Source organism: Frateuria sp., assembly GCF_013362045.1.
Taxonomy (GTDB): Bacteria; Pseudomonadota; Gammaproteobacteria; order Xanthomonadales; family Rhodanobacteraceae; genus Frateuria_A.
Map to the genome: position 1 here is coordinate 1 of NZ_JABFWW010000093.1, position 14,308 is coordinate 14,308.

General features: G+C 71.2%; 13 protein-coding genes and 1 pseudogene. 7 read left to right on the top strand and 7 right to left on the bottom strand.

The window, feature by feature from the left end:
- A pseudogene (locus tag HOQ08_RS04475) lies at positions 1-190 on the top strand (hypothetical protein); the annotation flags it as partial.
- Positions 191-215: 25 nt separating this feature from the next.
- On the opposite strand, the gene HOQ08_RS04480 reads toward HOQ08_RS04475, so the two are convergent.
- Positions 216-704, bottom strand: a complete 489-nt coding sequence (locus HOQ08_RS04480; protein ID WP_291192077.1) for an 8-oxo-dGTP diphosphatase — start codon at positions 702-704, stop codon at positions 216-218.
- Positions 705-825: 121 nt separating this feature from the next.
- Between HOQ08_RS04480 and HOQ08_RS04485 the strand changes: the two genes are divergently transcribed.
- Both HOQ08_RS04485 and HOQ08_RS04490 read left to right on the top strand, forming a co-directional pair.
- On the top strand, positions 826-1,629 hold the full coding sequence (locus HOQ08_RS04485; protein ID WP_291192079.1) for a phosphodiester glycosidase family protein: 804 nt from the start codon (positions 826-828) through the stop codon (positions 1,627-1,629).
- Complete coding sequence (locus HOQ08_RS04490; protein WP_291192081.1) at positions 1,626-4,043, top strand: penicillin acylase family protein; 2,418 nt, start codon at positions 1,626-1,628, stop codon at positions 4,041-4,043. Before HOQ08_RS04485 ends, HOQ08_RS04490 begins: the two co-directional genes overlap by 4 nt.
- A gap of 116 nt (positions 4,044-4,159) precedes the next feature.
- Here the strand turns inward: HOQ08_RS04490 and HOQ08_RS04495 are convergent, their stop codons facing one another.
- Complete coding sequence (locus tag HOQ08_RS04495) at positions 4,160-4,549, bottom strand: DUF3224 domain-containing protein (RefSeq protein WP_291192083.1); 390 nt, start codon at positions 4,547-4,549, stop codon at positions 4,160-4,162.
- Positions 4,550-4,662: 113 nt separating this feature from the next.
- On the opposite strand from HOQ08_RS04495, the gene HOQ08_RS04500 reads away from it, so the two are divergent.
- The 3 genes from HOQ08_RS04500 to HOQ08_RS04510 all read left to right on the top strand — a co-directional run bounded on the left by HOQ08_RS04500 (position 4,663) and on the right by HOQ08_RS04510 (position 7,268).
- Entirely contained in the window at positions 4,663-5,463 is an 801-nt protein-coding gene (locus tag HOQ08_RS04500) for a helix-turn-helix domain-containing protein (protein ID WP_291192085.1), read from the top strand.
- Between the two features lie 76 nt (positions 5,464-5,539).
- Positions 5,540-5,965, top strand: coding sequence for a YciI family protein (locus HOQ08_RS04505; RefSeq protein WP_291192087.1), 426 nt, complete (start codon positions 5,540-5,542; stop codon positions 5,963-5,965).
- Positions 5,966-6,026: 61 nt separating this feature from the next.
- Positions 6,027-7,268 carry a DUF6596 domain-containing protein gene (locus HOQ08_RS04510; protein ID WP_291192089.1) on the top strand — a complete coding sequence of 414 codons (1,242 nt, stop codon included), beginning with the start codon at positions 6,027-6,029 and terminating at the stop codon, positions 7,266-7,268.
- Between the two features lie 94 nt (positions 7,269-7,362).
- Here the strand turns inward: HOQ08_RS04510 and dapE are convergent, their stop codons facing one another.
- Genes dapE through dapD form a run of 4 tightly spaced genes read right to left on the bottom strand, consistent with a single transcriptional unit; the run spans position 7,363 to position 10,186 of the window.
- Entirely contained in the window at positions 7,363-8,496 is a 1,134-nt protein-coding gene (gene dapE, locus HOQ08_RS04515) for a succinyl-diaminopimelate desuccinylase (protein ID WP_291192091.1), read from the bottom strand.
- 20 nt (positions 8,497-8,516) lie between these two features.
- Positions 8,517-8,870, bottom strand: a complete 354-nt coding sequence (locus HOQ08_RS04520; protein ID WP_291192093.1) for a Spx/MgsR family RNA polymerase-binding regulatory protein — start codon at positions 8,868-8,870, stop codon at positions 8,517-8,519.
- Positions 8,867-9,334 (bottom strand): hypothetical protein, encoded by a 468-nt coding sequence (locus HOQ08_RS04525; protein WP_291192095.1) that lies wholly within the window; start codon positions 9,332-9,334, stop codon positions 8,867-8,869. Before HOQ08_RS04525 ends, HOQ08_RS04520 begins: the two co-directional genes overlap by 4 nt.
- A 24-nt stretch (positions 9,335-9,358) precedes the next feature.
- The gene (gene dapD, locus HOQ08_RS04530; RefSeq protein ID WP_291192097.1) at positions 9,359-10,186 is read right to left on the bottom strand and encodes a 2,3,4,5-tetrahydropyridine-2,6-dicarboxylate N-succinyltransferase; all 828 of its coding nucleotides are present in this window, start codon (positions 10,184-10,186) and stop codon (positions 9,359-9,361) included.
- Between the two features lie 291 nt (positions 10,187-10,477).
- On the opposite strand from dapD, the gene HOQ08_RS04535 reads away from it, so the two are divergent.
- Positions 10,478-11,593, top strand: a complete 1,116-nt coding sequence (locus HOQ08_RS04535; protein WP_291192099.1) for an HD domain-containing phosphohydrolase — start codon at positions 10,478-10,480, stop codon at positions 11,591-11,593.
- 70 nt (positions 11,594-11,663) lie between these two features.
- Here the strand turns inward: HOQ08_RS04535 and glnD are convergent, their stop codons facing one another.
- Complete coding sequence (gene glnD, locus HOQ08_RS04540) at positions 11,664-14,306, bottom strand: [protein-PII] uridylyltransferase (protein ID WP_291192101.1); 2,643 nt, start codon at positions 14,304-14,306, stop codon at positions 11,664-11,666.
- Positions 14,307-14,308: the final 2 nt, after the last annotated feature.

Below are 14,308 nucleotides of genomic sequence, written 5' to 3' on the forward strand. Positions count from 1 at the left end.
GGGCGGGCCGTCGGGCGGCTACCGCACGCTGGTCTATGTCTCCTGCCAGGACTGCGCGGTGGAGGCGGGCCGGGTGTCCGCCCACGGCGGCACCGTCGTGAAGGACAAGTTCGCCATCGGACCCTACGGATTCATTGCGCTGGCCACCGATACCGAAGGCACCATGATCGGCCTGCACTCCATGCAGTGAACCGCGCGGGAACGTGCGCGCCGCCTCAGAGGCGGCTGTAGGACCACGACTGCATGCGTCCGCCCCTGTACGGCATCACGCCGTGGAACGGCCGCGGGTCGCCGTCGAACACCAGCGGCAGGAAGTGGCGGTCGCCCTCCCACATCGGCAGTTCCATCAGCCGCGCGCGCGGCACCCATTCCAGCGTGCCTTCGTGGTTGCCGGCGTGGCAGGTGCCCTCGAAGCCGTCGATGAGGAAGATGAAGCCCAGCCAGTCCTCGCCCTGCTTGCCGAAGCCGGGCCAGTTGAGCGTGCCGCGCAGGCGCATCGAGGTGCATTCGATGCCGGCCTCCTCGCGGATCTCGCGGCGCATGCAGGCGGCGATGTCCTCGCCCGGCTCCATCTTGCCTCCCAGGCCGTTGTACTTGCCCAGGTGCTGGTCGTCCGGCCGCGCGTTGCGGTGGATCATCAGCACGTGCCCGCGATCAGGCGAGAGCACGTAGCCGAGCGTAGCGACGATGGGGGTGTAGGTCATGACAGCCGTGCGGGGAAAAGCGCAAGTCTAGCGCCCGCGCATGCGACCTGCGGCCGGGTGCATGAACGCCCGGCCGCCCCGGACTTGCACCGGCCGCAGTCGGGCGGCGACCATCGGAGGCATGCCCCGTTTTGCGCCCGCCCCCGTTCGCCCATGCCGCCTGGCCTGGCTGTCGCTGCCGCTGCTCGCCGCGCTGGCCGGCTGCGCGCCGCCGGCCAAGGCGCTGGACGGCGAGGAGCGCGCGTTCGAAGGCCAGAACTACCAGGTGGTCAGCATCGACCTGAAGCGGGAGCCGCTGACGCTGCACTGGCGCGCGCCGGACAGCGGCGAACCGTTCGGCGACATCGAGAGCCTGCGCCAATGGGGCCAGCAGCGCGGCCGCCGGCTGCTGTTCGCGGCCAACGCAGGCATCTATGACGGCACATCGAAGCCGCTGGGCCTCTACGTGGAAAACGGCAGGACGCTGGTGCCGCTGAACCTGGCGCACGGCAACCCGGCCTCGGGCAACTTCTCGCTGCTGCCCAACGGCGTGTTCGCGATCTACCCGGACGGCCACGCGGAAGTGCAGACCAGCGCCGCCTTCAAGGCCGACGGGCGCAAGCCGCAGTGGGCCACGCAGTCCGGGCCGATGCTGGTGATCGACGGCCAGCTCAACCCGGCCTTCGTGCATGACTCGGACAGCCTCAAGTGGCGCAGCGGCGTGTGCGCGCGCACGCCGCACCGGGTGGTGTTCGCGGTGAGCGAGGCGCCGGTCAACTTCCACGCCTTCGCGCGGCTGTTCCGCGACGAGCTGGGTTGCCGCGACGCGCTGTTCCTCGACGGCACGATCTCGCAGTTCTACCTCGACGGCGAGGGCTACGCCGGCGCGCCCGCCTTCATGGTCAAGCCCTACGCCGGCATCTTCGCGGTGTTCGCGCCCGAATGAGCCGGCGCCGCTACCGCTGGTGGCGCGGCCTGCTGCTGGCCGTGCTGGCGCTGCTGATGGCGGCGCTCGCGGCGGGCTGGTACCTGCTTGCCGGCAGCCGCGCGCGGCTGGACGGCCAGCTGCGAGTGGCCGCGCTCGCAGCGCCGGTGACGATCACCCGCGATGCCAACGGCAGCGTCACGCTCGACGCACGCAGCCGTGCCGATGCCACTTTCGCGCTGGGCTTCGTGCATGCGCAGGAGCGTTTCTTCGAAATGGACCTGATGCGCCGCGTCGCCGCCGGCGAGCTGGCCGAGCTGGTCGGCCCGGCCGCGCTCGGCAGCGACCTGGACATCCGCCGCCACCGCCTGCGCGCCGTGGCGCAGGCGGCCTACGCGGCGATGCCGCCGGGCGAGCGGCAACTGCTGGATCGCTACCGCGACGGCGTCAACGCGGGGCTGGCCGACCTGCGCAAGAAGCCCTGGGAGTACTTCCTGCTCGGCAGCGAGCCCAAGCCCTGGCGTTCGGAAGACAGTGCGCTGGTGATCGGCGCGATGTACCTGGACCTCAACGGCCACGGCCGCAACCTGCGCGAGCTGGAGCTTGCGCGCATGCACGCGGCGCTGCCCGCGCCGCTGGTCGATTTCCTGCTCGCGCCCGACCCGGACTGGGAGGCGCCGCTGAGCGGCAGCCTGTCGCGCCCACCGGTGGTGCCCGATGCGTCGGTGTTCGACCTGCGCAAGGGGCGCTCGGCCGCGGCCAGCGTGGCGCAGCTCTCCGCCGCGCTCGCGCCGGCGCTGGAGGGCCGCCATCCCGGAAGCAACAGTTTCGCCGTGGCCGGCGCGCTCACCGACACCGGCGCGGCCATGCTCGCCAACGACATGCACCTGGGCCTGCGCGTGCCCGACATCTGGTTCCGCACACGGCTGCGCTATCCGGACGCCAGCGCGCCCGGCGGCACGCGCGACGCGGTCGGCGTCAGCCTGCCCGGCACCCCGGCGCTCGTCGTCGGCTCCAACGGCCAGGTCGCCTGGGGTTTCACCAACAGCTATGGCGATTGGCTGGACTGGGTACGGGTCACGCGCGACGGCGCCGAGCCATCGCGCTACAAGGTGCCCGAAGGCTGGGCGCGGATCGAGCGCCACGCCGAACGCATCCGCGTCAAGGGCGAACCCGACCGCGTGCTGGATGTGGAGGACACCCGCTGGGGCCCGATCCTCGCCAGGGATACCGACGGCACGCCGCTGGCGCTGGCCTGGATCGGCGACCGCCCGCATGCCTACAACCTCAACCTGATGCAGCTCGAGCGCGCACCGAACGTGGCCGCCGCGCTCGCGCTGGCGCCAACCCTGGGCATGCCGCCGCAGAACCTGCTGGCCGCCGACCGCGAGGGCCACATCGGCTGGACCATCGCCGGCAACGCGATCCCCTTGCGCGGCGCCGGCAGCGACCCGCTGCTGCCGGCGGACTGGTCGACCCCCGGCAGTGGCTGGCAGGGCTGGGCCGCGGCGTCGCAGTACCCGCGCGTGGTCGACCCGGCGCAGGGACGGCTGTGGACGGCCAACAACCGCACGGTCGGCGGCACGGCTCTGGAGCTGCTCGGCAACGGCGGCCACGACCTGGGCGCGCGTGCACAGCAGATCCGCGACGACCTGGGCGCGCATGGCGCGTTCACCACCGGCAACCTGCTCGACATCCAACTGGACAACCGCGCGCTGCTGCTCACGCCCTGGCAGCGGCTGCTGCAGGACACGCTCTCCGGTGCGCGCGATCCCGCGCTTCGCCAGTTGCGCGCACTGACCGCCAACTGGCGCAACCGCGCCGCACCCGACAGCGTGGACTACCGGCTGGTGCGCGCCTTCCGCGACGAGGTGCATCGCGCGGCGCTGTCCCCGTTCGTGGCGCGGGTCAAGGCGCGCTATCCGGATTTCGCCTGGCCCGCCGGCGGCGACTCCGAAGCGGCGGTGTGGTCGCTGCTGCGCGACCAGCCGGCCTGGCTGCTCGATCCGCGCTACCGCATCTGGAACGCGCTGCTGCTCGATGCCGCGCGCCGCGTGGCCACCGTGCTGGGTGCAGAGCCGGGCGGACTGCCCGCGCGCAGCTGGGGCGAGGTCAACCGCAGCGACATCCGCCACGCGCTCTCGCCGGCGCTGCCCGGCGTGCTGGCGCATTTCCTGGACATGCCGGACGAACCCTTGCCCGGCGACGCCAACATGCCGCGCGTGGCTGCGCCCGGGTTCGGCGCCTCCGAACGGCTGGCCGTGTCGCCCGGGCACGAGGCCCAGGGCATCCTGGAAATGCCCGGCGGCCAGGCCGACAACCCGCTGTCGCCCTACTACGGCGCCGGCCACGCCGACTGGGTCGAAGGCCGCCCCACGCCGCTGCTGCCGGGGCCGGCGAAGTGGACGCTGGTGTTGCAACCGGGGAAGCCGTAGTCCGAGGGCTCGGTCGTGGTTCCCGGCATGCGCCTTCGGCGAAGCAGGGGCAGAAGTGCCAAAGGCCTCCCCCTCTTCCCAACCCTCTCCCCGGCTATGCCACGGGAGAGGGAGCTTTACGGCAACTCGTAGTCGAAACCGTATTCGTGTTGCCCTCGTTCGATGCGGATGGTCAGCTCGCCGCGGATGCCCGCCAGTTCGCCGGTACCCGAATCGGGCACCACCGTCACGCGCATGCTGGGCGTGCCACGGTCCATCAGGCCGAAGTGCATCAGCACGAAGCTGCCCTGCCGGCCGTGCAGCGCGCCCGAGATGCGCTCGATCGCCACGTAGCCGGCCGAGCCGGTCACCACGGTGCCCGCCGACAGCATTTCGCCCAGGCTGCTCGCCTGCAGGTCGCCCTGGAACTGCTTGTCGATGGTCATGCGCCCCAGCTGGGCGGGCTCGATGCCGGGCGCGGCCGGCTGCGGGGCGAGTTTCACGTCGAAGGTTCCGCTGGCGTGCATGGTGGCTCCGGGCAAAGTCGATGGGGCGATGATGGCGCAGGCGCAGCCTGCCCTACCATCGCCTTCCATTGCAGCGCAGGAGCGGCATCCATGATTGGAAAAACGCGACGGCCATGACGGCGGGCCTGGGCCAACCGCGCGGCGTGCTGCACCGGCTGCCGAGCGGCGACATGGAGCATCGCCGGCATGCGCCCGACCCCGCGCTGGCGCCCTTCGTCGAGCACTACTGGCGCGTGCGCTGGGACCTTGGCGGGCAGCCGCCGCAGACGCAGGAAACCCTGCCGCATCCGAACGTGTACCTGGTGATCGAGCGCGGCCAGACGGCCATCCATGGCGTGCACCAGGGGCGTTTCGTGCGAGTGCTGGAGGGCCGCGGCTGCGTGTTCGGCGTCAAGTTCCGCGTGGGCGGCTTCCATGCCTTCCTGCGCCGTCCGGTGTCGACGCTGGCCGACCGCTCGCTGCCGGTCACCGCCGTGCTGCCCGACGCCGGCACACTCGAAGCGGACGTACTCGCCTGCGAGGCGATGGAGGCGATGGCCGCGGTCGCCGACCGCCATCTGCTCGCCCACCTGCCGACGCCAGACCTGCAGGCCGTTCGGCTGGCGGCGCTGGTCGCGCAGGTCGCCGCCGATCCGGCATTGCTCTCGGTGCAGGCCCTGGCCGACCGCGCCGGCCTGACCATGCGCAGCCTGCAGCGTCTGTTCGACCGCTACGTGGGCGTGCCGCCCAAGTGGGTGATCAACCGCTACCGCCTGCACGAGGCGATCGCGCGGGTGCAGGACGGCCGCGCGGTGGACTGGGCCGAGCTCGCGCTGTCGCTGGGCTATTTCGACCAGGCGCATTTCATTCGCGACTTCACGCGGCTGGTCGGCCGCCCGCCGGGCGACTACGCGCGCCGCGAAGGATCGCGCTGAAACATGTCGAATTCACCGGCCGTGGGCCGTCGTGTCAACGCAAGCCGGCGACTGCCGGCGTCAACGGGAGCGACGTATGCGATGCATGGTGATGGTCCGCGCGACGGCCGAATCGGAAGCGGGCGTGATGCCCAGCCAGCAGCTGCTGGAGCAGATGACGGCGTTCAATGAGGAACTGGTGAAGGCCGGCGTGATGCTGGCCGGCGAGGGGCTCAAGCCCAGCTCGCAGGGCAAGCGCATGTACTTCGCCGATGGCCGCCGCCGCGTGGTCGACGGGCCCTTCGCCGAAGCGAAAGAGCTGATCGCAGGTTTCTGGCTGTGGCAGGTGCGCTCGATGGACGAGGCGCTGGAATGGGCGCGCCGCTGCCCGGCGCCGTTCGAGGGCGAATGCGCCATCGAGATCCGTCCGCTGTTCGAGGCCGACGACTTCGGCGAGGCGATGACGCCGGAACTGCGCGCTGCGGAGGACCGCATGCGCGGCGAAATCGCCGGGAGAGCCTGACATCCCGTCCAGCCGGTCGGTGGGCTTGCCGCCTGCCGCACGCGATGGTCTGATCGGCGGCATGAGCCAAGCCGACACCCACCGTGCCATCGAAACCGTCTGGCGCCTGGAGGCGCCCAAGCTGGTCGCCGCACTGATCCGCGTCGTGCGCGACATCGACCTTGCCGAGGAGCTGGCGCAGGACGCGCTGGTGGCCGCCCTGGAGCGATGGCCGTCGGCCGGCGTGCCGGACAACCCCGGCGCCTGGCTGATGACCGCTGCCAAGCGGCGCGGTATCGATCTGCTGCGGCACAGGCAGCTGGTCGAGCGCAAGCACGCCGCGCTGGATGGCGATCCGGAGCATGAGGCGTTCACCATGCCCAACCTGGAAGCGCTCGACGACGACATCGGCGACGACCTGCTGCGGCTGATCTTCACCGCCTGCCACCCGGCGCTGTCGACCGAGGCGCAAGTCGCGCTGACCCTGCGCCTGCTCGGCGGCCTCACCACCGGGGAAATCGCCCGCGCATTCCTCGCCACCGAGCCCACCATCGCCCAGCGCATCGTACGCGCCAAGCGCACGCTCGCCGACAAGCGCGTGCCTTTCGAGGTGCCGCGCGGCGAGGAGCTGTCCGAGCGCCTTGCCGCCGTGCTGGGCGTGATCTACCTCATCTTCAACGAGGGCTATACCGCGACCGCCGGCGACGACTGGATGCGCCCGGCGCTGTGCGAAGAGGCGCTGCGCCTGGGCCGCACGTTGGCCGGGCTGATGCCGCGCGAGCCCGAAGTATTGGGCCTGCTTGCGCTGATGGAGATCCAGGCTTCGCGTGCGCATGCCCGCGTGGATGCGCAGGGCCGACCGGTACTGCTGCTGGAGCAGAACCGCGCGCTGTGGGACCAGTTGCTGATCCACCGCGGGCTGGATGCGCTGGAGCGCGTGCGCAGGCTGCTGGCCGCTATCGCCGCCTGCCACGCGCGCGCCGCCACCGCCGAGGCGACCGACTGGCGGCGGATCGCCGCGCTCTATGCCACGCTTGCCCGCGTCGCGCCGTCGCCGGTGGTGGAACTCAACCGCGCCGTCGCCGTGGCCATGGCCGAAGGGCCGGCCGCCGGCCTGGCGATGGTCGATGCGCTGGCCGATGCGCCGGCGCTCGCCAACTACCACCTGCTGCCCGCGGTGCGCGGCGATCTGCTGGCCAAGCTCGGGCGGGCCGACGAGGCGCGCATGGCGTTCGAGCGGGCGGCCGCGATGACGCAGAATGCTCAGGAGCGGGCCGTGATGCTGGAGCGGGCGGCCGGATGCGGGGCGAAGGTCGCGTCGTAGGCGAAGCTGTCGCAAGGGGTCTTGCCGCAACCCATTGCCCCTCTCCCCCCGCCCCACCGGGGGAGAGGGTTGAGTGAGGGGGAGGCCCTTGGCCTTAAACCAGCAGCCTTTCGCAGATCGCCTGGTAAAGAGCAGGCAAGCGCTCCAGGTCCGCCACCGCCACATGTTCGTCCACCTTGTGGATGGTCGCGTTGACCGGCCCCAGTTCCACCACCTCGGCGCCGAGCGGCGCGATGAAGCGGCCGTCGGAGGTGCCGCCACCGGTGCTCTGCTCCGGTTCCGCGCCGCACAGTTCCCGACAGACCGCCCGCGTGGTTTCGCGCAGCCGTCCGCCGGCCGCACTCAGGAACGGCTCGCCGGAAAGGTTCCAGTCCAGCTGCCAGGCCAGGCCATGGCGGTCGAGGATCGCCTCGGTGCGCGCGCGCAGATCCGCGGCCGTGCTGGCGGTGGAGTAGCGGAAGTTGATCTGCGCGACCAGCGTTCCGGGAATCACGTTGGTGGCGCCGGTGCCGGCGTTGAGGTTGGACACCTGGAACGAGGTCGGCGGAAAATCGGCGTTGCCCTCGTCCCAGCGCGTGGCGGCCAGTTCCGCCAGCGCCGGCGCGAAGGCGTGGATCGGGTTGTCCGCCTTCTCCGGATAGGCCACGTGGCCCTGCACGCCGCGCACGGTGAGCGCGGCCGAAAGCGAGCCGCGCCGGCCGACGCGGATCAGGTCGCCCAGCCGCTCCTTCGAGGATGGCTCGCCGACCACGCACCAGTCGATGCGCTCGCCGCGCGCGCGGAAGGCCTCGGCCACGCGACGCACGCCATCGAGGTTGGTGGGACCTTCCTCGTCGCTGGTCAGCAGCAGCGCGACGCGGCCGGCGTGGTCCGGGTGCGCGGCGACGAAGCGCTCCAGCGCCACCGCCATGGCGGCGACCGAGCCCTTCATGTCCGCCGCGCCGCGGCCGTATAGGCGTCCATCGCGCAACGCCGGCTCGAAAGGCGGCGAGGCCCAGGCATCCTCGGGGCCGCTGGGTACCACGTCGGTATGCCCCAGGAACACCAGCGTCGGGCCGCCGCTGCCGTGCGTGGCCCAGAGATTGTCCACTTCGCCGTGGCGCAGCTGCTCGACTGCGAAGCCGGCGCGCGCCAGGCGTCCGGCGATCAGCGCCTGGCAGCCGGCGTCCTCGGGCGTCACCGAGCGGCGGCTGATCAGATCATGCGTGAGGTCGAGCACGTCGCTCATGGACTGGACACCCTGGATGGCTACTTGCCGAACAGCTTCTTGAAGCCATTGTCGGTGAAGCCCACGCTCACCGAGCCATCGTCCCGCACCACCACCGGCCGGCGCACCAGCGCGGGATATTCCTTCAGCAGCAGCGTCCACTCCGGGTCGCTGTCCGGGTTCTTGCGCTGCGGCAGCAGGTTGCGCCAGGTGGTGCCGGCCTTGTTGACCAGCTTCTCCCAGCCGCCCAGCTGCTGCGCCCAGGCCTTGAGCGTGGCCGCCGGTACCGGATCTGCGCGGTAATCGACGAAGTCGTGCGGCACCTCGAAGCGGGCGAGCCAGTTGCGCGCCTTCTTGCAGGTGTCGCAGTTGGGTAGGCCGTAGAGGGTGGTCATGTGCGGCGCTCCAGACGTGCCGCATCGACGCGGCGGATCAGGTTTTCGGCGATGGCATTGCGTGCAAACGGATTCAGCTGGAACGTCTTCATACGCGGAATGAATGTAATTTCGTCGCCGAAATCGCCGGGCGTGCGCAGGCGAAGCGTCAGCCGCCTGGGGCTGGTGGCTTGGCTCATGCTTACGTTCATCACGTCGGTCAGTGGCACGCGCCGTTCGACGGATCCCTTGCGCACCAGCAGATAACCGCCGCCGTCGCGCACTTCGTCGGCCAGGTCCCAGACCAGCTTGCGAAAGAGGAAATAGCCGAAAATCATCATGAGCAGCGGCTGGATGACGAATATCGGTTGGCGCTGGACACCATGGAGGAGGCCTACAACCAGGAACACCGTCAGGAATGCGAACCAGAATCCCGGGAAAACGACCTTGAAGAAGAACGTGCCGCCGTAAGAAATCTTTTCCATTCCCAGGGTCTCCGTGGCTTCACTTCACTCGCCGCTGCGCAGCAGTTCGTTGATCGACGTCTTCCCGCGCGTCTTCTCGTCGACCCGCTTGACGATCACCGCGGCGTACAGGCTGTGGCTGCCGTCCTTGGCCGGCAGGCTGCCGGCCACCGCCACGCTGCCGGCCGGGATGCGGCCGTAGCTGACTTCGCCCGTGGCGCGGTCGTAGATGCGCGTGGACTGGCCCAGGAACACGCCCATGCCGATCACGCTGCCCTTCTCCACCACCACGCCCTCGACCACCTCCGAGCGCGCTCCGATGAAGCAGTCGTCCTCGATGATGGTCGGGTTGGCCTGCAGCGGTTCCAGCACGCCGCCGATGCCGACGCCGCCGGACAGGTGCACGCGCGCGCCGATCTGCGCGCAGGAGCCGACCGTGGCCCAGGTGTCGACCATCGTGCCCGCGCCGACGTAGGCGCCGATGTTGACGTAGCTCGGCATCAGCACCGCGTCCCTGGCGATGTGCGCGCCGCGGCGCACCAGCGCGCCGGGCACCACGCGCGCGCCAAGACTTTCCAGTTCCATGTCGTTGCCGTGGCCGAAGCGCAGCGGAACCTTGTCGAAGGCCAGCGCCGGGCCGCCGTCGACCACGCGGTTGCCGTTGATGCGGAAGTACAGCAGCACCGCCTTCTTCAACCACTGGTTGACCTTCCAGCCGCCCTGCCCGTCCGGCTCGGCCACGCGCTGCTCGCCGGACTCCAGCAATTCCATCACCTGCGCCAGCGCGGGGCGCAGGTGGGTTTCGATCTCGCTCTGGCTGAGCTCGTTGCGGCGCGCGAAGGCGTCGTCGATCAGGGTGTCGATGGAGGGCATGGGTGGTCCGTCTGCAAAAACGTCGCGCAACGCGGCGCGGGACGGGCAAGTATACGGAGGGCGGCACTGCCGCGCGCCCGATTCCGGTGCCGGCCGCAGCCCACCGAACTCGTCCTTCCGCCGTACGCTGCACCCGTTCGAACCTGCCCGGTGCCGGAGGGAGCCTGAGGCGGCCGCTTCGCGTGACGGCCGGCTCAAGTTGGCCACTCACCCGCCGATTACCAGACGCCCCGCACCGTGCCGCCGGGCGGCGGACCACGCGGGTGGGTGGGGACGGCAGGAAGGGGAGCCATGCCACGGCGTCCGATCGACCCGGCCGAGATCATGGTCGGACAACCCCTGCGCTTCAATGCCTATGACGCCAGGGGCAAGCTCCTGATGCGCCTGGGGCAGATGATCGAAAGCGAGGGCCAGTTGGAAAAGTTGCTCGAACACGGGATCTTCTACGGTTCGGAGGAAGAATGCCGTGCGCCTTTCCTGCCGCCGGCGCCCTCGCCGCTGGCGCTGGTGCTGGAAGCGCGCGAGCAGTTGCAGGCGTTGCTGACCAACGCTGCGCCGGCAGACTTTTCCGGCGCGCTGGCAGCCATCGTCGAGCAGGTGCGCGAGGCCTGCCGGCGCAATCCCGACGTGGCGCTGGCCAGCATCCTGCTGTGCCGCGAAGGTCCCTACGGCACGCGCCATGCGGTCAACACCGCGATCGCCTGCCAGCTCACCGGCACCGCGATGGCGCTGGAGCCCGCCGAACTGGCGGCCACCGTGTCCGCGGCGCTGACCATGAACATCGGCATGTTCGAACTGCACGACCAGCTGGTCGCACTGGAAGGGCCACTGTCGGACGACCAGCACGCCGCGGTGCGCGCGCACTGCCTGCTGGGCGTGGCGCGGCTGCGCGACCATGGCATCACCAGTGCCGCCTGGCTCAATGCCGTGCGCGACCACCACGAACGCGCCGACGGCAGCGGCTACCCGGGCGGCAAGATGGGCGAAGAGATCGGCCGGCCGGCGCGCCTGCTCGCGCTGGCGGACGTCTATTGCGCGCGGGTCTCGGGCCGCGACTACCGGCCGCCGCTGCAGCCGACGCTGGCGCTGCGCTGGCTGTTCCTCAACGAAGGGGCGGCGCTGGACGAACGGCTCGCCCGCCTGTTCATCAAGACCCTGGGCATCTACCCGCCCGGCACCGGCGTGCGCTTGCGCAGCGGCTCCATCGCCATGGTGATCCAGCGCGGACCGGCCGGCCACCAGCCGGTGGTCGCCTCGCTCACCACCCACGACGGCCTGCGCGTGGGTGCGCCGATCCGCCGCCGCGGCGACGTCGAGATGCACCAAGTGAGCGAAGTGGTCGACCTGGCCGCGCTGGGCATCGAGGCGGACATGGCCGCGTTGTGGGGCACCGACGCGCACGCCTGAGCGGGAGACCCTGAGCGCCGCCGCATCGCGCTCCGGCCGCCACCGCCCGCCACCGCCCGGCCGCTGCCGCTCAGCGCTGCCCCAGCCGCGCCAGCAGTGCCTGGCGCAACCGTTCCTGCTGGCTCTCGTCCAATGGCGCGTCATGGCGGTCGGTAAGCTGGAAGAAGTCCTCCACCCGCTCGCCAAAGGTGGCGATGCGCGCGTCGTGCACGCGCACCTGCGCCTCGACCATCGCCTGCGCCACCGCGGCGAGCAGGCCCGGGCGATCGGTACAGACCAGGGCCAGCTGGGTGCGCCCGCCGGCAGCGTGGAAGCCGACGCGGGGCGTCATCTGGAAATGCTTCAACTGGCGTGACGTGCTGCGCCGGACGGGATGCACCGGTACCGTCTGCGCCAGCGCACGCCCAAGGCGTTGCTGCAGTTCCTCCGCGCGCGCCGGCGTGGCCGGCTGCTGCGTCTCGGTGTCCAGCAGCAGGAAGGTGTCCTGCGCCATGCCGCGCGGGGAAACCAGCACGCGCGCCTCCACCACCGACAGGCGCAGGCGGTCCAGCATCGCAGTCACGGCGGCAAACAGGCCGTCGCGGTCGGGGGTGTGGACGAACAGCTCGGTGGTGCCGCGCACCGACAGCGGATGCACGGCGATCAGCGACGGCGCGCCGCCCGCGCGCAGGATCGCCGCGGTCTGCCAGGCGATCTGCTCGGGCCGGTGGCGCAGGAAGCTGGCCTGCGGGAAGTCGGTCCACACGCGCATCACCGCGGTCGCATCGAAGCCGTCGGCTTCGAGCAGCGGCAACGCGTATTCCTGGCATTCGCGCACCCGGGTGGCGGCGTCGCGCGGCAGTTCGACGTCGCTGCGCAGCGCATAGCGGGTGGCGCTGTACAGGTCGGCCAGCAGGCGGTCCTTCCAGCCGTTCCAGAGCTTGGGACTGGTGCCGGTGATGTCGGCGATGGTGAGGAGATACAGCTGGCCCAGTTGCTCGCGGTTCTCCACCACGTCGGCGAAGCGCGCGACCACGTCCGGGTCGGTGATGTCCTGGCGCTGCGCGGTGACGCTCATCAGCAGGTGGTGGCGCACCAGCCAGGCCACGCGCTCGACGTCGTTGGGCGGCAGGCCGAGCCGGGTGCAGAACGCGCGCGCCTCCTCCTCGCCCAGTACCGAATGGTCGCCGCCGCGGCCCTTGGCGATGTCGTGGAACAGCGCGGCCAGCAGCAGCACCTCGGGCGTGGGCAAGGTCGGCCAGATCTCGCTCGCCAGCGGGAACTCCGCCTGCGCGGCCGGATCGGCGAAACGCGCCACGTTGTGCAGCACGCGCAAGGTGTGTTCGTCCACCGTGTAGACGTGGAACAGGTCGTACTGCATGCGCCCGAACACGCGGCCGAACGCAGGCAGGATCGCCGCCAGCAGGCCGTGCCGGTTCATCCGCCACAGCGCATCGACCGCACGCGCGCCCTGGCGCAGCAGGCGCAGGAAGGCCGCCAGCACGGCCGGATCGTCGGCCAGCCTGCCGTCGTGCAGCGCGGTGGCCTGGTGGATGCGGCGCATGGTGTCCGCGGTGAAGCCGACGATGCCCGGCTCGCCCAGGCGCACGGCAAAGGCCTGCACCAGCGCCGCGGGCTCGCGCACGAACAGTTCCGGATCGCGCGCAGCCAGCCGCTTGCCGAAGCGCAGGAAATGTTCGCCCACGGGCACGGGCAACTGCGGCGCCTCGAGCATTTCCTCGAAGCGCTCGATGATCTGCACGCCCAGGCGCTCGACCTGGCTCGCGGCGCGGTAGTAGCCCTGCATGAACTGCTCCACGCCCAGATTGGTGGCGTGCTCGTCGACGAAGCCCAGCCGCGCCGCCAGCGCGCGCTGGTAGTCGAACAACAGCCGCTCCTCCGCGCGGCCGGCCTCCAGGTGCAGGGCGTAGCGGTAGCGGCGCAGGGTCGCTTCGGACTGCTCCAGCGTGGCGCGCTCGGCCGGATCGAGCAGGCCTTCGCCGGCCATCGCCTCGAAGCCTTCCGCATGCGCGAGGCGGCGCCCGAGCCAGCGCAGCGCGTCGAGCGTGCGCAGGCCGCCTGGGCCCTCCTTGATGTTGGGCTCCAGGTTGTAGGCGGTGTCGTCATGGCGCGCGTGGCGGGCGTCGCGCTCGGCCAGGCGCACGGCCAGGTAGGCGGCCGGCGGCCACAGTGCCGGGTCGTCGACGATGGCGCGCAGGGCCGCGTCCATTGCCGGATCGCCGGCCAGGCGGCGCGCATCCAGCAGGCTGGTGAACACGCTGGCCTCCTGCGCCGCCAGCCCACGGCACTGCAGCGGATCGCGCACCGCGTGGCCGACCTTCAGGCCGACGTCCCACAGCGTGGCGAAACATTGCTCCAGCGCGCGCAGCCGGGCCGGTTGCGCCTCGCGCACCAGCGCCAGCAGATCGACGTCCGAATGGGGAAACAGGAGGCCGCGGCCGAAGCCGCCGACGGCGAACAGCGCGGCGCCTTCGACCTCGCCCAGGCAGGCCGTCCACACGTGCGCGACGACGCGCCCGACCGCTTCGCCACGGCGCCTGGCCAGCGCCCCGGCATCGGCGCCGTCGCGGAAGGCGGTGGCGAGCGCGCGGTCGATGTCCTCGAGCAGTTGCCGCAACGCGCGTCGGGCTTCCGCCGAGACGCCCGAACGCGGCACGGCCGGCGGCAGGCGCGGCAGCGGAGGGAGCGCGGGGCGGATGGGGTCGGCGGTCACGG